The following is a 15,665-nucleotide window of genomic DNA, read 5'->3' as shown; positions in this document are numbered from 1 at the left end:
CCTACCCCTTACCCTGATCGGAAATCATCTTTCCGACCAATTGCGCGGTGTAATCCACAATCGGCACGATCCGTCCGTAATTCAGTCGCGTAGGACCGATCACACCGACCGCGCCAACAATCTTTCGGTCCGCGTTCATATATGGAGAGACGACCAAAGAGGAACCCGTCAAAGAGAAAAGTTTATTCTCTGAGCCAATAAAAATGCGCACACCGTCGGCATTTTCGGCAAGCTCAAGGAATTCGACGATGTCCCGCTTGCGTTCAAGGTCATCAAACAGATTGCGGATGCGGTCTAAATCTTCGGATGCGGTGCCGGATTCAAGCAGATTCGACCGGCCGCGCACGATCAAGCGCTCATTCTGTTCGCCCTGATTTTCCCAGATCGCCAGACCGCTGTTGACCATATCTTGGGCCAGAACGTCCAGCTCGGCCTTGCGCCGCTTCATCTCGGTCGCCATGACCGAGCGCAACTCGCTTATCGTGCGCCCCTCGGCGAGGGAATTCAGGAAATTCGCGGCCTCACGCATGGAACTGGGCGTCTGACCGGGCGGCGGGTTGAAAATCCGGTTTTCCACATGTCCGTCGGCAAACACCAGAACGGCCAGCGACCGATCCGGCGCAAGACTGACGAATTCGATGTGTTTAATCGGGGCCTCATGCTTGGGCGCCAAAACGATGCTGGCCCCATGCGTCACCCCCGACAGGGCCGAACCGACGCGGTCCAGCATACTGCCGACGTCCTGTTCGTTGCTGCCCAAGGTCGCATTCAACTTTTCGCGGTCCTGCGCGTCCAGATCCCGCACCTCAAGCAGACCATCCACAAACATCCGCAGACCCAGTTGCGTGGGAATACGCCCTGCCGACACATGCGGGGAATCCAGCAGGCCAAGGAATTCCAGATCCTGCATCACGTTACGGATCGTCGCCGCGCTGACCTTTTCGCTAAAATCGCGGGTCAGGGTGCGTGACCCAACGGGATCGCCAGTGTCCAGATAGCCTTCGACGACACGACGGAAGACCTCACGGCTCCGGTCGTTCATCTCGCTTAGAATTTCCGCCTTGGTGGTCAAACAGCCTACCTTCCATTCGCCTTTTCATTAAAGACCAAGCGCCCAGAACGTCAATCGGGGTTGCATCAATCCCAACATCGTGGGAGGCAAACATCAACCAAATAAGGAAGGAAACCCGATGCGCCCCTCTGGTCGTGATGTAAGCGAAATGCGCCCGATTTCAATCGAGACCAACGTCACCAAGCACGCCGAAGGGTCGTGCATGATCAAAATCGGGGACACGCATGTGCTTTGCACGGCAAGCCTTGAGCCGCGCGTGCCGCCGTTTCTGAAAAACTCGGGTCTGGGTTGGGTCACGGCGGAATACGGGATGCTGCCCCGCTCGACCGGTTCGCGGATGCGTCGTGAGGCGACGGCAGGCAAACAAGGCGGACGTACCGTTGAAATTCAACGCCTTATCGGTCGTTCGCTGCGCGCCGGTGTGGATCGGGTTGCATTGGGTGAACGCCAAATCACCGTCGACTGTGACGTCATTCAGGCCGATGGCGGCACGCGCTGTGCCTCGATCACCGGTGGTTGGGTTGCCCTGCGTCTGGCGGTGAACAAGCTGCTCAAGGCCGGTGATATCACGTCCGATCCTCTGGTCGATCCGGTGGCCGCCGTATCCTGTGGCATCTACGCGGGTCAGCCGGTTCTGGACCTCGATTACCCCGAGGATTCCGAGGCAGGCGTCGACGGCAACTTTGTCATGACCGGTTCGGGCAAACTGATTGAGGTTCAGATGTCCGCCGAGGGCAAAACCTTCACCCGCGCGGAAATGGATCAGCTGATGACGCTGGCCGACAAGGGCGTGGCCGAACTGGTCGCCGCCCAACGCGCCGCGACCGAGGGCTGATCATGCGCAAATTTGCCGAGAAACAGTTGCTGGTCGCCACGCACAATAAGGGCAAGCTTGAGGAAATCGCCGATCTGTTGTCCCCCTACGGGATCACGGTCACCTCGGCGGCGGATCAAAACCTGCCCGAGCCCGAGGAAACCGAAACCACGTTTGTCGGCAATGCCCGCATCAAGGCCCACGCCGCCGCCAAGGCAACCGGCCTGCCCGCCCTGTCCGATGACAGCGGCATCACCATCGACGGTCTGAACGGCGCGCCAGGGGTTTATACGGCGGATTGGGCCGAAACAGAGACTGGTCGCGACTTTGTCATGGCCATGACGCGCGCGTGGGATGAGCTTGAGGCGGTCAACGCCCCCTTCCCCCGTACGGCCCAATTCCGCTGTACCTTTGTCCTTGCGTGGCCCGATGGTCATGATGAGGTGTTCGAGGGCGCCATGCCCGGTCAACTGGTCTGGCCCATGCGCGGCGATCAGGGGCACGGCTATGATCCGATCTTTCAGCCCGACGGCTATGATATCACGTTTGGTGAAATGGACCGCTGGGAAAAGAACAAGATCAGCCACCGCGCCCGCGCGTTTGAAAAGCTGATTCAGGTGTTCGGTGACTGAGGATTGGCAAAACGGGGGCTTTGGCCTCTATATCCATTGGCCGTTTTGTCAGGCCAAATGCCCCTATTGCGACTTTAACAGTCACGTCGCCGCCACCTTCGACCAATCCCGCTGGCAGGCGGCCTATCTGTCTGAAATCCGCCGGCTGGCCGCCCTGACCCCCGGTCGCGTTCTCAACAGCGTTTTCTTTGGCGGTGGCACGCCCAGCCTGATGGACCCCGATGTCGTTCACGCGATCATGGATGAAATCCGCGCGTGCTGGCCCACTGCGAACGATCTGGAAACCACGCTAGAGGCCAACCCATCCTCGGTCGAGGCCGGTCGTTTTCGCGGTTATGCACAGGCGGGCGTCAACCGCGTGTCGATGGGATTTCAGGCCCTGAACAACGACGACCTCCGCCGCCTTGGTCGCCTACACACGGTCGAAGAGGCCTTTGCCGCCTATGACACCGCCCGCGCCCATTTCGATCGGGTCAGCTTTGATCTGATCTATGCGCGGCAGGATCAGACGCCCGACGCGTGGCGCGCCGAGTTGTCCAAGGCTCTGTCGATGGGCATCGACCACCTGTCCGCCTATCAGTTGACGATTGAGGCCGGCACCGCATTCGGGGACCGCTATGATCGGGGCAAGCTGCGCGGCCTACCCGATGACGACACCGCGGCGGATATGTACTTCATCACCCAAGAGCTGTGCGAGCGTGCGGGCCTACCCGCGTACGAAGTCTCTAACCATGCCAAACCCGGGGCCGAGTCAAAACACAATCTGATCTACTGGAGATACGGTGATTATGGCGGCATTGGGCCTGGTGCCCATGGACGTTTGACGCTGAACGGGACGAGAATGGCCACCGAAACCCCGCTTTTTCCGACTAAGTGGTTGGAAATGGTAGAAAATTCGGCGTTTTCCAATTTTAAAACAATCGCCATCGAACCGACCGAGCAAGCGGCCGAATATCTGATGATGGGCTTGCGAAAATCGACCGGAATCTCGCAAAACCGGTTCACGTCCATTGGTGGCTCGCCTTTAAACGCCAATGTTATCAATGATTTACGCGATCTTGATCTTATCGCTCTCGACCAAGATCGTGTACGTGCTACACCCAAAGGTATCGCGGTTCTGAACGCGGTGATCAGGGAACTCTTGCCGGACGGCTGATATGCGCTTGGTGTGGTTGATATGCGGATTGGTCACGCTGGGGCTTGGCCTGATCGGGGTGATCTTGCCCGGATTGCCGACCGTGCCCTTTCTTTTGCTGGCGACCTATTGCTTTAGCAAATCGTCCCGCCGCATGCATGACTGGCTGCTAGGCCACCCGCGCCTTGGTCCACCAATCCACGATTGGAATGAACGCGGCGCAATTCGCCGCCAGATCAAATGGGCGGCGACCATGTCTATCTTGGCGACATTCGGGATATCATATCTGCTGAATGTCGGGCCATTGATCATGGTGGTTCAGGCGATCACGCTATCCGTGGTCGCCCTGTTTATCTGGTCTCGTCCCGAAATTTAAATCGAGGACAGGATGCGGCAAAGCTCATCCAGCTGATCAAGGTTGTCATAGGATACCGTGATCTTGCCCGCTTCCTGCCCCGGCGGGTGGTCAATCTCCACGCGCATTTTCAGGTTCGCAGACAGGTCGAGCTCTAGCGCGCGGGTATCGGCGTCCTTTTCCTTAGCGCCGCCACCGATCTTAGGGGTGCCCTTTACCTTCGGTGCCTTGTCCCCTTTGGCCAGTTTTTCGGTATCCCGCACCGACAGACCCTTGGCCACAACGACCTTGGCTAGACCCGAGGGATCATCACAAGTAATCAACGCGCGCGCATGACCCGCGGACAAACGCCCCTCACGCAGGTGATCCTGAACATCCTCGGGCAACTGCAAAAGACGCATCAGATTGGCGATGTGACTGCGGCTTTTCGACAGCGCCTCGGCCAGCTTTTCCTGTGTATGACCGAACCGATCCATCAGCTGGCGATAGCCCTGCGCCTCTTCGACGGGATTCAGATCAGCACGCTGAATGTTCTCAATGATCGCGACCTCAAGGACCTCGGTATCATCGAATTCGCGCACGATGACGGGCACGTCGTGCACCTGAGCCAGCTGCGACGCTCGCCAGCGACGCTCGCCCGCAACGATTTCGTATTTCCCATCGCCGGCCTTGGATGGACGCACGATAAGGGGCTGAATCACGCCTTTTTCACGGATTGAGGCCGCCAATTCTTGCAACGCCTCATCCGCAAAATGGCGGCGCGGCTGATCGGGGTTCGGGAAAACACGCTCAATCGGGACGCGCAGATCGGCCTTACGCGCGGGCGCATCCGTCGATTTTTCCTCTGCCGGACCAACGTCCGCCATCAATGCAGACAACCCACGGCCAAGGCCCCGACGTTCAGGCTTTTTGCTCATAACTCCACCCCAATTTTACGCGGATACGGGTTCGGCCCGTTCCAACATTTCTTTTGCGAGGCTGATATAGGCCTCTGCCCCGCGCGACGCGGGATCATAACTCAGGACCGGCATCGCATAGGACGGGGCCTCGGACACACGAACGTTGCGCGGAATAACCGTTTTAAAGACCAGATCACCCAGATATTCGCGTGCGTCGCCCTCGACCAATTGCGACAGGTTGTTTCGACGGTCGTACATGGTCATCACGACGCCCTCAATCCGCAGGTTCGGATTCGCGGTTTGACGGATATCGCGGACCGTCAGCATCAATTGCGACAAACCTTCCAACGCAAAGAATTCGGACTGAAGCGGTACCAGAACGGAATGCGAGGCCACCATCGCGTTGACCGTCAAAAGTGACAGCGCCGGCGGGCAGTCGATCAGGATAAAATCGAACCCATAGGCCTGCATCGCCGGTTGGCGCAGCGCGTCATGCAGCAGATAGCTACGCTTTTCGTTGGAAACCATTTCGATGTCAGCCGACGACAGGTCCGTTGTCGCGGGCGCAATCAACAGGCCCTCAACATCTGTCGCACGGATCACCTCATTTAAGGGCGCCTCATCGAGTAGCAGATCATAAGTGGTCTTTTTGCGATCGCTTGCCTCAATCCCTAGGCCAGTTGACGCGTTGCCCTGTGGGTCGAGATCCACGATCAGGACCGTCTTACCCTCTTCAGCCAAAGCCGCGGCCAAGTTAATTGCCGTCGTCGTCTTACCCACACCACCCTTTTGGTTGGCGATGGCGATGATTTTTGGGCCCAACGGCGCACTCTGTTCAGACACGGGAAAGACCTTTGATTTTTAAGACGACCGCGCCGGAATCGGTGGCGCTTTGTAATTTTTGGACGTCAAAGCGCCATGTTTCAAGCGCGTGGTCGATTTCCATTTGAAAATTCTCGCCTTTGGGGAAAAGGGCGACACCGTCTTGGGCAAGGTGCAGGTCGGCAAAGCCCAGCAAGTCCGTCAAAGAGGCCAGAGCCCGCGCGGACAGGACATCCGCGTTCAACGCGGGTACCTGCTCGATCCGCTCGGACAAAACGCGGGCCTTTACCCCCGTTTCGCGGGCCACCGTGCGTAGAAATACCGATTTTCTCTGATCGCTTTCGACTAGAACCGTTTCTTGGTCCGGGCTCAGCTCTGCCGCCAAAATGGCGACGACCATGCCGGGAAATCCGCCGCCACTGCCCAAATCAGCCCATATTTTCGCGGATGGGGCCATCGAAAAGATCTGCGCGGAATCCGCAATGTGCCGTGTCCACGCTTCCGCGAGTGTGTTTTTGGAGACCAGGTTGATCGCTGGATTCCATTTGTGCAAAAGCTGCTCATAGGTTTCCAACCGCTCCAATGTTTCACGTGAAACATTGAGCCCCGCGATTTCATGTCCCATTAGGCGGTCTTTCGGTTGTGCTGCCGTAGCTTGGCAAGGATCAGCGTCATCGCGGATGGGGTCATTCCATCGACCCGACCCGCCTGCCCCAAGGTCGCTGGACGTGCGCGGTTCAGCTTGAGCTTGAGCTCATTCGACAGGCCTTGGAGGACATCGTAATCAAAGTCCGCCGGAATGACCTGCGCTTCATCCCGTTTGATCGCCTCAACATCTTGTGTTTGGCGACGCACATAATTGGCATATAGGGCGTCTCGCGCGATTTGCTCGCCCACTTCGGGGTCTACGTCACGCAGTCGATCATCATACGGGTGAAGATCGGCAAAGGTCACGTTGGGAAAGGCCAGAAGGTCCAGACCACTGCGCCGTTGTCCGTCAGCATTCACATTGATCCCGCCCGCGTTCACCTCTTTGGGCGTCAAAGCCCATGCCGACAAGATGTCTCGTGCCGCGCCGATCTTATCCATCTTGGCGTTAAACGCGCTCAGGCGTTCGTCGGACACACAGCCGATTTCGGCGGCCTTCGGCGTTAGGCGTTGATCCGCGTTATCCGCCCGCAGGCTAAGCCGGAATTCGGCGCGCGAGGTGAACATGCGATAGGGCTCGGTCACGCCGCGGGTGATCAAGTCGTCGATCATGACGCCGATATAGCTTTCAGTACGGCTGAAATGCACGGGATCGCGGCCCAAGACGGCGGCGGCGGCATTCAGACCGGCAACCATGCCCTGCGCGGCGGCCTCTTCATAGCCCGTGGTCCCGTTGATCTGACCGGCCAGATACAGGCCCGGTACGTCGCGGACGTTCAATGTGTTGCTCAGCGCGCGGGGATCAACGTAGTCGTATTCGATCGCATAGCCCGGCTGGGTGATCTCTGCCTTCTCAAGGCCCACGATGGACCGGACATAATCATGTTGAACATCCTCGGGCAGCGAGGTCGAAATCCCGTTCGGATAGACCGTGTGATCGTCCAGCCCCTCAGGCTCAAGGAAGATCTGATGCGAGGTTTTATCGGCAAAGCGGACGATCTTATCCTCAATCGATGGGCAATAGCGCGGGCCAACACCCTCAATATGGCCGCCGTACATGGCTGAGCGGTCGAGGTTGTTGCGGATGATCTCATGCGTCGCCTCATTCGTGTGGGTAATCCCGCAGGCGATTTGACGCGCAAAGGGGGTCTTGGACAGGAATGAGAACAGTACGGGTTCGTCATCGCCCGGCTGATCATCAAGGATATCCCAATTGATCGTCCGCCCATCCAGACGCGGCGGCGTGCCGGTCTTCAAACGCCCAAGCGGCAGATTGAACCCATCAATCCGCTCGGCCAGCTTGACCGACGGCTTGTCCCCCATCCGACCACCGGGGCGTTGCACGTCGCCGATGTGGATCACACCGCGCAGGAACGTGCCCGTTGTCAGGACCACCGCACCGGCGCGCAGTTCGGACCCATCCCCCAGAACGATCCCCGCAACGCGGTCGCCATCCATGATCAGATCGGTCGCCTCACCTTCAACCACATCCAAATTCGGCGTGGCGGCGATAAAGGCCTGCATGGTTTCGCGATAGATTTTGCGGTCGGCCTGCGCGCGCGGCCCTTGGACCGCGGGCCCCTTACGCCGGTTCAACAGACGAAACTGGATGCCCGCACGGTCGGCGACCTGACCCATCAGGCCATCCATCGCGTCGACCTCACGCACCAGATGGCCCTTACCCAGACCACCGATGGCGGGGTTACAGGACATGACGCCAATGCCGTCGCGGCGCAACGTGACCAGAGCGGTCCGCGCGCCCATACGCGCAGCCGCATGTGCGGCGTCGGCACCCGCGTGCCCGCCCCCGACAACGATCACATCAAAGTCCAAATGTTTCACGTGAAACACTCCTCACTTCCCAAGGCAGAAGCTTGAGAAAATCTCATCCAGAATATGTTCGACATCGACGCGCCCGACCAAACTATCCAGAGCACGCACAGCCGAGCGCAGCTCTTCGGCGGCGATCTCGGTCAAATCAGGGGCCGTTCTTACATGATTCTCGGCCATATCGATAGAGGCCAGCGCCTGAACGATTGCAATCCTGTGCCGCTCGCGCGTTAGGGATCCCGCTCCGGCGGCGCGTTCGGACAGGATCGCGGTGATCCGGTCGATCAATTCGCCAACGCCCTGCCCCGTTTTACCGGACACCGTCGCGCCGGTATGCCCCAAATCGGCCTTGCCATAGACGACGATATCCGCGCCCGACGGAGTCAGGCCAAGGTCCACATCCGTCCCATCCAACAGGAACACCCGTAGGTCGGCCAGTTGCGCGCGTTCGCGGGCGCGGTCGATCCCGATGCCCTCAACATAATCCGTGGTTTCGCGCAAGCCCGCAGTATCCAGAACCGTCACCGGTAGGCCACCCAAATCCATCCGCACCTCGATCACGTCGCGGGTGGTGCCCGCGAATTCCGATGTAATCGCGGCCTCACGTCCTGCCAGCGCGTTCAGCAACGTCGATTTCCCGGCGTTGGGCGGACCGACGATGGCGACCTCAAACCCCTCTCGGATACGCTCGGCGCTGGAGATCCCGGATTGCTCGGACAACAGGTCATGGCGCACACGGTCGAGCAGGTCCAACACCTCGGGCGAGACATCAACGGGAACCTCTTCGTCCGCGAAATCGATCGTCACCTCAAGCAAGGCCATCGCGCGAATGAGGTTCGACCGCCATTCCTCAGCACGTTTACCGATGGAGCCGGACAAAACGCGCAAGGCCTGACGGCGCTGTGCCTCGGTCTCGGCCTCAATCAGATCGGACAGACCTTCGACCTGCGCCAGATCCAGACGCTCGTTTTCCAACGCGCGGCGGGTGAATTCCCCCGGCTCGGCCATACGACAGCCATCGACCAACGACAGCTCTCGCAACACCGCCGTAACAATGGCCGTGCTGCCGTGCAGGTGCAGCTCGACCACCTCTTCACCGGTAAAGCTGCTGCCATGGGGAAAGTGGAGGACCAAGGCCTCATCCAACGGCACACCGTCATGGCCACGCAACCGCCGTAACCCCGCCTGACGCGGCTTGGGCAATGTCGCACCCAGTGCAGTGACGGCCGAACGGGATTGCGGGCCGGATAGCCGGATGACGGCGACGCCCGCCTTGCCGCGGGCCGTAGCCAACGCATAGATCGTGTCCATCAATCCCCCCTGTCGGGTGACCTATCAGGTGTTCATGGAGTCGAAGAATTCCGAGTTGGTCTTGGTCTGTTTCAACTTGGAAATCAGGAACTCGATCGCGTCCGTGGTGCCCATCGGGTTCAGGATGCGGCGCAGAACAAAGGTTTTCTGCAGATCCTTGGCGTCGACCAACAGGTCCTCTTTCCGCGTGCCGGATTTGAGGATGTCCATCGCGGGGAAGACGCGTTTATCCGCGACCTTACGGTCCAGAACGATCTCGCTGTTACCGGTGCCTTTGAATTCCTCAAAGATGACTTCGTCCATGCGGCTACCGGTGTCGATCAGGGCCGTCGCGATGATGGTCAGCGACCCACCCTCTTCGACGTTGCGCGCCGCACCGAAGAAGCGCTTGGGGCGTTGCAGGGCGTTTGCGTCCACACCACCGGTCAGAACCTTACCCGAGGACGGCACAACCGTGTTGAACGCGCGACCCAGACGGGTGATCGAGTCGAGCAGGATCACAACGTCGCGTTTGTGTTCGACCAGACGCTTGGCCTTTTCGATGACCATCTCGGACACGGCCACGTGACGGGTCGCGGGTTCGTCAAAGGTCGACGAGATCACCTCACCTTTGACCGAGCGCTGCATGTCCGTCACCTCTTCGGGACGTTCATCGATCAGCAGAACGATCAGATAGCATTCCGGATGGTTCTTTTCGATGCTGTGCGCGATGTTTTGCAGCAGAACGGTTTTACCCGTCCGCGGCGGCGCCACGATCAGAGAACGCTGGCCCTTACCAATCGGCGACACAAGGTCGATGATCCGCGCGGAACGGTCCTTGATGGTCGGATCTTCGATTTCCATCTTCAGACGCTCATCCGGATAGAGCGGCGTCAGGTTGTCGAACGCGATCTTGTGACGGGCCTTTTCGGGCTCTTCAAAGTTGATCTTGGTGACCTTGGTGATCGCGAAATAGCGTTCGTTCTCGCGCGGGGCCTCCATCACGCCCTCAACCGTGTCACCGGTACGCAGCGAGTGCTGACGGATCATGTCGGGCGAGACATAGATGTCATCGGGACCCGGCAAATAGTTCGCCTCGGGCGAGCGCAGGAACCCGAACCCGTCTTGCAGCACCTCAAGAACGCCCTCACCCGAGATTTCCCACCCGTCTTCGGCGCGCTCTTTCAGGATGGCGAACATCATGTCGCCTTTGCGCATCGTGGACGCGTTTTCGATCTCAAGCTCTTCGGCCATCGCCAACAGGTCTTTGGGGCTCTGGGCTTTGAGGTCGGACAGGTTCAGACGGTCTTGGGTCATGTAATGGGATACTGCATTGCGAACGGCGTCAGTGTTGCGCCCGTTCTATGTCAATCAGGGGAAAATACGTGGCCGGACGGCCCTTAGATCGCCAGATAGACCGAAATCTTTTCTGAGTCAACGATCTCAGAATTTCACGACAACCGAGAACACGATGATCAGCATCAGGATCGTCGGCACCTCGTTCATCATCCGGTACTGTTTTCCGGTCAGCGTATTGTCACCGGCCACAAAATTCTTGCGCCGTTTCACAAGCCAATGATGAAACCACGTCATCACGATGACCGACGCGCCCTTGGTATAGGGCCAGACCGCCGCCCAATCGACGATCCCCGGTGTGAACACCAAAGCCAAGCCAAAGATCCACGTGGCAATCGAAGCCGGTGCCATGATCACACGCAGCAGTTTGAATTCCATCGTCTGGAACAGATCATCGGTGTCCGTGCCCGCTTGGACACGTTCCGTGTGATAGACATAGAGACGAGGCAGATAGAACAGACCCGCCATCCATGTGATGACCGACATGATGTGCAGGGACTTGGTCCACGGATAGGCCGATGCCAGAAAATCGCCAATCATGTCTTTGTCCTTCTCTGCTCTCTCTGTCTCTTTCTAAATATAAAATAAATAAAAAGAAAAGATGATGAATTAGTAGGCCCTGTGGATAGTGTGGATTAATGTTTCGTTCACCTTTTTATCCACAGCGCGTTTGGACGTGGAAAACATCGGGGAAACTTTGCGAAAAACCGTATTTTTCTGTGTATAAACAGATATTTAATCTGTTTATGACTTGACATTTCCGCATGTGGATAAGCCGCGGTTTTTGCGAAAGCATGTAGATCATCCCAAGGCGGGAAAACCCGTTTTCCACGAGGGATGAAACGTGGGTATCGGTTGACAAAACGCGGGGTTTTCCACGATCACCACAGGGGTGCGGAAACACCCACTGTTTGTCCCCGCAGATACCCGCAAATTATCCACAGGGTTTTTAACATGACCAAACCGATCATCTTGGCGTCGGGTTCGTCCATCCGGCGTGAGCTGTTGGAAAACGCGGGCGTATCAGTGTCCGTGATGCCCGCCCGCATTGATGAGGATGCAATCCGCCGGTCGCTTGAGGCCGAGGACGCAACGCCGCGCGATGTGGCCGATACCTTGGCCGAGTTCAAAGCCCGCAAGATCAGTGATAAGAACCCCAGCGCCCTTGTGATCGGATGCGATCAGGTGCTGGAGTTCAAGGGTCAGGTCATGACCAAGGCACCCGATGTCGCCACCGCCCGCGCGCAACTGAAAAAGCTGCGCGGAAATCAGCATAAACTGATGTCTGCCGCCGTTCTCTATGACGATGGCAAACCCGTTTGGCGGCACGTCGGCGAAACGCGGCTTAGGATGCGGCCATTTTCCGACGCGTATCTGGATGACTACCTTGATCGGAACTGGGCGTCGGTCCAATCTGCGGTTGGCTGTTACAAGCTTGAAGAAGAGGGCGTGCGCCTGTTTTCGCGCATTGAGGGCGATTATTTCAACGTGCTTGGCCTGCCCTTGCTAGAGCTTTTGAACCATCTGACCGTGACTGGGACCCTGACCGCATGACACAGACGATACCATTGGCCGGTGTGATCGGGACCGACGTTGCGACGTCCGCCCTGCCCCGTCTGATGGGGCATTGGTTGGGGCGCGGCGGTATTCGGGGTCACTATATCCCGATGGAGGTCGGTCGCGAAAACCTGCGCGGCGTTGTGACAACCCTGCCGCATATGGGGTTCAGCGGCGTCAACGTTGCCCAACCGCATAAGGAAACGGTCCTCGGCATCGCCGATCTGGTGACGGACCGCGCGGCGTTGATCGGGGCGGCGAACACCCTGATTTTTCGCAAAGATGGCAAAATCCATGCGGATAATACGGAAGGGTTCGGGTTCATCGCCAACTTGCGTGAGACCGCCCCGCATTGGGATCCGCGCGCCCGTTTTGCCGCCGTTCTTGGCGCGGGCAGCACCGCGCGCGCCGTTGTCGCGTCCTTGATTGAGGTCGGCGTGCCCGAAATCCGTTTGTGCAACCGGTCACGCGCACGGGCCGAGGCCCTGCGCGCCGATTTCGGGGCCAAGGTTACTGTTTATGAATGGGTTCAGGCCGGCAATATGATCGAGGACGCCGGCATCGTCGTGAACACAACGCCCCTTGGTCAGGTGGACCAACCCGAATTTCGCGTCCCCCTTGATGGACTGGCGCCGCATATGGCGGTTGCGGATGTCTCCGTCGGCGCCGACGATACCCGCCTGATGGCCGAGTCGCGCGCGATGGGATGTGCCGTGGCCGATGGCGCGGGGATGCTGCAACACCAATTGATACCCGTGTTCGAACGCTGGTTCGGTGTGCGACCTGACATCACCGATCAATCCCGCGCGGCGGTGCAAAAGGCATGACCAGAACGCCGTTCAAATTGGGCCTGACCGGATCAATCGGCATGGGCAAATCGACCACGGCCACGATGTTTCGCGATGCGGGCGTTCCTGTGTGGGACGCGGATGCGGCGGTGCATGCGATGTATGACGTGGGCGGTGCGGCGGTTTCCGAAATTGCGCGCCTGTGCCCCGATGCGGTGGTTGAGGGCCGCGTGGACCGCGATGTTTTGCGCGCTTGGGTCGGGAAAACACCCGATGCGATTGACCGCCTGAACGCGGTTATTCACCCCCTTGTCAGGCGGAATAGGGTCGATTTCCTGTCCGAAAACGCGGATGCGCCGATTGTGTTGCTGGACATCCCGTTGTTGTTTGAAACCGGTGGCGACCAAGAGGTGGACGCCATCGTCGTTGTCACCGCCCCACCCGAGGTTCAGAGTGCCCGCGTTCTGGACCGTGGCACCATGTCGGTTGAACAGTTTGAGACGATCCTTAACCGTCAGATGCCCGATGCCGACAAACGCGCCCGTGCGGATTATATTGTCGAGACCACGACACTTGATGCCGCCCGCGCGGCGGTCCACCATGTCCTGACCGAAATTCGAAAGACTTTGTGATGCGCGAAATCGTACTGGATACGGAAACCACCGGATTTGACCCTGAATCAGGCGACCGGATCGTCGAAATCGGGGCGGTTGAGCTGTGGAACCATCTGCCGACCGACCAGACGTATCACCAGTATATCAATCCCGAACGCGGGATGCCGGATGAGGCGTTCGGTGTTCACGGCATTGGTCCCGACATCCTGAACCCGCCCCGCGCCGCCAAACCGGGTGAGGTGACGGTGCTGGACAAGCCGGTTTTCAAAAAGATCGGACAGGATTTCGTCGATTTCATCGGTGACGCTAAACTGATCATCCACAACGCCGCGTTCGACATGAAGTTCCTGAACGCCGAGCTGCGCTGGATGGGCCTGCCGCAAATCCCGTGGGAACGCGCGGTGGATACGCTTGCCATGGCGCGCAGCCGTTTTCCCGGTTCGCCCGCGTCACTGGATGCGCTGTGCCGTCGGTTCGGGATCGACAACTCGGCCCGTGAAAAACACGGGGCGTTGCTCGACTCGGAAATCTTGGCCGAGGTCTATCTGGAACTGATCGGCGGACGTCAGCCCGATTTCGCCCTGTCGATGGGGAATTCGGGCGGAACAGGCTCGAAATCCGAAGGGGCCAGCGTCGCCGCCGACGATTGGCGTCCGCGTCCGCGGGAAAACGCCCTGCCCCCGCGCCTCACCGAGGACGAACAAAAAGCCCATGCCAAATTCGTCGAAGGCATGGGCGAGGCTGCTCTGTGGAACAGCTTTAGCGAATAGCGCTTAGTTGGTGGGCTGGGCCGCTTGCTGCTCGGCCGCACGGCGCGCCAGATTCTGGCGGTACAGAGCCACAAAATCCACCTGATCAAGGCTCAGCGGCGGGAAACCACCGTCACGGGTGACGTCGCTGACGATGCGGCGCACAAACGGGAACAGCATGCGCGGGCATTCAATCATCAGGAACGGGTGCAGCTGATCCTCGGGCACACCTTCGATGTGGAAGATGCCGGAGTAATCCAGTTCGATCATGAACAGGTTCGCGCCGTCACCTTTGTTTTTCGAGGTCACCGTGAATTTGGTGATCACTTCGAACTGATGATCGGCGGGACGTTTTTTTGCATCCAGCGAGACCTGAACCTGAATTTCAGGGCTGACCTCACCGTTGACGCCTTTTTGCATCAACACGTTTTCAAAGGACAGATCGCGGATGTACTGGCCCAGGATCTGCATTTTCACGGCAGGGGGCTGTTGCGGTTGGGCCGCGGTTTCGGCACCAGCTTCGGGGGTATCGGTCATTTCATTTTCCTAAAAAGGCAAAAGCGTCGGCAGGGGGTTTAACAGACCCGCGCCATAGGCTCAATGACGTGTCCATCCCGAAGGCGTGTTATCGCCCTTATTTGTCTGATCGACCTCACGGAACTCGCCCTCAATCACGTCGGGATCGCGCGGTGTGGGGCGGGATTGATAGGTCGTGTGCGTCTCAAACGTCTGCACCTTGATCCGCGATTTTAGCGATTGGAACGCCGCGCGCCGAAACGCGGGGATCAACAACAGAAAACCGACCGTGTCCGTGAAAAACCCGGGCGTCAGCAGAAGAGCACCCGAGAACAGAATCATCGCCCCGTGTGCCAAGGGTTCACTGGGATCGCGCATGTCGTTGAACGACCCCTTGATGTCCCGCATGGCCGCCGCACCTTGGGCGCGCATCATGTTTGTCCCGATCAACGCGGTGATCACCACAATGGCCAACGTGGCCCAGAGGCCGATCGCGCCGCCAACCTGAATGAACAGGGCGATTTCAATCAGCGGAACCGCAATAAACAGTACAAATAGCCACATGGCCGATCCTTTCCTTTACGGGGC

At 58.6% G+C, this 15,665-nt stretch carries 18 protein-coding genes; 8 read left to right on the top strand and 10 right to left on the bottom strand.

Going from position 1 to position 15,665, the window contains the following annotated elements; translation table 11 throughout:
* Window position 1: 1 nt before the first annotated feature.
* The gene (gene hrcA, locus R1W00_RS13860) at window positions 2-1,072 is read right to left on the bottom strand and encodes a heat-inducible transcriptional repressor HrcA (protein ID WP_410901559.1); all 1,071 of its coding nucleotides are present in this window, start codon (window positions 1,070-1,072) and stop codon (window positions 2-4) included.
* Between the two features lie 118 nt (window positions 1,073-1,190).
* On the opposite strand from hrcA, the gene rph reads away from it, so the two are divergent.
* From rph to R1W00_RS13840, 4 genes are read left to right on the top strand one after another with little or no spacing between them, the layout of a single operon-like run.
* A complete protein-coding gene (gene rph / locus R1W00_RS13855) occupies window positions 1,191-1,907 on the top strand; it encodes a ribonuclease PH (protein ID WP_317263341.1) in 717 nt (238 codons plus the stop codon).
* Window positions 1,908-1,909: 2 nt separating this feature from the next.
* Complete coding sequence (gene rdgB / locus R1W00_RS13850) at window positions 1,910-2,518, top strand: RdgB/HAM1 family non-canonical purine NTP pyrophosphatase (protein WP_317263340.1); 609 nt, start codon at window positions 1,910-1,912, stop codon at window positions 2,516-2,518.
* Entirely contained in the window at window positions 2,511-3,674 is a 1,164-nt protein-coding gene (gene hemW, locus R1W00_RS13845; protein WP_317263339.1) for a radical SAM family heme chaperone HemW, read from the top strand. The genes rdgB and hemW overlap by 8 nt, the downstream gene beginning before the upstream one ends.
* Window position 3,675: 1 nt before the next feature.
* On the top strand, window positions 3,676-4,029 hold the full coding sequence (locus tag R1W00_RS13840; protein ID WP_317263338.1) for a YbaN family protein: 354 nt from the start codon (window positions 3,676-3,678) through the stop codon (window positions 4,027-4,029).
* Here R1W00_RS13840 and R1W00_RS13835 read toward each other — a convergent pair.
* The 7 genes from R1W00_RS13835 to R1W00_RS13805 form a co-directional block, all read right to left on the bottom strand.
* Window positions 4,026-4,925 carry a ParB/RepB/Spo0J family partition protein gene (locus R1W00_RS13835; protein ID WP_317263337.1) on the bottom strand — a complete coding sequence of 300 codons (900 nt, stop codon included), beginning with the start codon at window positions 4,923-4,925 and terminating at the stop codon, window positions 4,026-4,028. The genes R1W00_RS13840 and R1W00_RS13835 overlap by 4 nt on opposite strands.
* Before the next feature lie 15 nt (window positions 4,926-4,940).
* Window positions 4,941-5,750, bottom strand: coding sequence for an AAA family ATPase (locus tag R1W00_RS13830; protein WP_317263336.1), 810 nt, complete (start codon window positions 5,748-5,750; stop codon window positions 4,941-4,943).
* Complete coding sequence (rsmG, locus tag R1W00_RS13825; RefSeq protein WP_317263335.1) at window positions 5,743-6,354, bottom strand: 16S rRNA (guanine(527)-N(7))-methyltransferase RsmG; 612 nt, start codon at window positions 6,352-6,354, stop codon at window positions 5,743-5,745. Before rsmG ends, R1W00_RS13830 begins: the two co-directional genes overlap by 8 nt.
* On the bottom strand, window positions 6,354-8,228 hold the full coding sequence (gene mnmG / locus R1W00_RS13820; protein ID WP_317263334.1) for a tRNA uridine-5-carboxymethylaminomethyl(34) synthesis enzyme MnmG: 1,875 nt from the start codon (window positions 8,226-8,228) through the stop codon (window positions 6,354-6,356). Before mnmG ends, rsmG begins: the two co-directional genes overlap by 1 nt.
* Before the next feature lie 3 nt (window positions 8,229-8,231).
* Window positions 8,232-9,518 carry a tRNA uridine-5-carboxymethylaminomethyl(34) synthesis GTPase MnmE gene (gene mnmE / locus R1W00_RS13815; protein WP_317263333.1) on the bottom strand — a complete coding sequence of 429 codons (1,287 nt, stop codon included), beginning with the start codon at window positions 9,516-9,518 and terminating at the stop codon, window positions 8,232-8,234.
* Window positions 9,519-9,542: 24 nt separating this feature from the next.
* Complete coding sequence (rho, locus tag R1W00_RS13810) at window positions 9,543-10,814, bottom strand: transcription termination factor Rho (protein WP_317263332.1); 1,272 nt, start codon at window positions 10,812-10,814, stop codon at window positions 9,543-9,545.
* Window positions 10,815-10,940: 126 nt separating this feature from the next.
* Window positions 10,941-11,393, bottom strand: coding sequence for a CopD family protein (locus R1W00_RS13805; RefSeq protein ID WP_317263331.1), 453 nt, complete (start codon window positions 11,391-11,393; stop codon window positions 10,941-10,943).
* A 414-nt stretch (window positions 11,394-11,807) separates the two neighbouring features.
* On the opposite strand from R1W00_RS13805, the gene R1W00_RS13800 reads away from it, so the two are divergent.
* Genes R1W00_RS13800 through dnaQ form a run of 4 tightly spaced genes read left to right on the top strand, consistent with a single transcriptional unit; the run spans window position 11,808 to window position 14,582 of the window.
* Entirely contained in the window at window positions 11,808-12,407 is a 600-nt protein-coding gene (locus tag R1W00_RS13800) for a Maf family protein (RefSeq protein ID WP_317263330.1), read from the top strand.
* Window positions 12,404-13,237 carry a shikimate dehydrogenase gene (locus R1W00_RS13795; RefSeq protein WP_317263329.1) on the top strand — a complete coding sequence of 278 codons (834 nt, stop codon included), beginning with the start codon at window positions 12,404-12,406 and terminating at the stop codon, window positions 13,235-13,237. Before R1W00_RS13800 ends, R1W00_RS13795 begins: the two co-directional genes overlap by 4 nt.
* Window positions 13,234-13,830: a dephospho-CoA kinase gene (gene coaE / locus R1W00_RS13790; RefSeq protein WP_317263328.1), complete on the top strand. Its 597-nt coding sequence runs from the start codon at window positions 13,234-13,236 to the stop codon at window positions 13,828-13,830. Before R1W00_RS13795 ends, coaE begins: the two co-directional genes overlap by 4 nt.
* On the top strand, window positions 13,830-14,582 hold the full coding sequence (gene dnaQ / locus R1W00_RS13785) for a DNA polymerase III subunit epsilon (RefSeq protein WP_317263327.1): 753 nt from the start codon (window positions 13,830-13,832) through the stop codon (window positions 14,580-14,582). The genes coaE and dnaQ overlap by 1 nt, the downstream gene beginning before the upstream one ends.
* A 3-nt stretch (window positions 14,583-14,585) precedes the next feature.
* On the opposite strand, the gene secB is transcribed toward dnaQ, so the two are convergent.
* Window positions 14,586-15,098 (bottom strand): protein-export chaperone SecB, encoded by a 513-nt coding sequence (secB, locus tag R1W00_RS13780; protein ID WP_317263326.1) that lies wholly within the window; start codon window positions 15,096-15,098, stop codon window positions 14,586-14,588.
* A gap of 60 nt (window positions 15,099-15,158) precedes the next feature.
* Complete coding sequence (locus R1W00_RS13775; protein WP_317263325.1) at window positions 15,159-15,641, bottom strand: FxsA family protein; 483 nt, start codon at window positions 15,639-15,641, stop codon at window positions 15,159-15,161.
* Window positions 15,642-15,665: the final 24 nt, after the last annotated feature.

Origin of the sequence: Rhodovulum sp. FJ3, assembly GCF_032918305.1 — a bacterium.
Classification (GTDB): Bacteria; Pseudomonadota; Alphaproteobacteria; order Rhodobacterales; family Rhodobacteraceae; genus SAT37.
Note: the sequence above shows the minus strand (reverse complement) of the source record. Positions and strands in the feature narration are given on the sequence as shown.

Bases quoted from the DNA above. Each gene is read 5' to 3' on its own strand.
- rph (WP_317263341.1), top strand. From the start codon at position 1,191: ATGCGCCCCTCTGGTCGTGATGTAAGCGAAATGCGCCCGATTTCAATC.
- rdgB (WP_317263340.1), top strand. From the start codon at position 1,910: ATGCGCAAATTTGCCGAGAAACAGTTGCTGGTCGCCACGCACAATAAG.
- R1W00_RS13840 (WP_317263338.1), top strand. From the start codon at position 3,676: ATGCGCTTGGTGTGGTTGATATGCGGATTGGTCACGCTGGGGCTTGGC.
- R1W00_RS13835 (WP_317263337.1), bottom strand. From the start codon at position 4,925: ATGAGCAAAAAGCCTGAACGTCGGGGCCTTGGCCGTGGGTTGTCTGCA.
- rsmG (WP_317263335.1), bottom strand. From the start codon at position 6,354: ATGGGACATGAAATCGCGGGGCTCAATGTTTCACGTGAAACATTGGAG.
- mnmE (WP_317263333.1), bottom strand. From the start codon at position 9,518: ATGGACACGATCTATGCGTTGGCTACGGCCCGCGGCAAGGCGGGCGTC.
- rho (WP_317263332.1), bottom strand. From the start codon at position 10,814: ATGACCCAAGACCGTCTGAACCTGTCCGACCTCAAAGCCCAGAGCCCC.
- R1W00_RS13805 (WP_317263331.1), bottom strand. From the start codon at position 11,393: ATGATTGGCGATTTTCTGGCATCGGCCTATCCGTGGACCAAGTCCCTG.
- R1W00_RS13800 (WP_317263330.1), top strand. From the start codon at position 11,808: ATGACCAAACCGATCATCTTGGCGTCGGGTTCGTCCATCCGGCGTGAG.
- R1W00_RS13795 (WP_317263329.1), top strand. From the start codon at position 12,404: ATGACACAGACGATACCATTGGCCGGTGTGATCGGGACCGACGTTGCG.
- coaE (WP_317263328.1), top strand. From the start codon at position 13,234: ATGACCAGAACGCCGTTCAAATTGGGCCTGACCGGATCAATCGGCATG.
- dnaQ (WP_317263327.1), top strand. From the start codon at position 13,830: ATGCGCGAAATCGTACTGGATACGGAAACCACCGGATTTGACCCTGAA.
- secB (WP_317263326.1), bottom strand. From the start codon at position 15,098: ATGACCGATACCCCCGAAGCTGGTGCCGAAACCGCGGCCCAACCGCAA.
- R1W00_RS13775 (WP_317263325.1), bottom strand. From the start codon at position 15,641: ATGTGGCTATTTGTACTGTTTATTGCGGTTCCGCTGATTGAAATCGCC.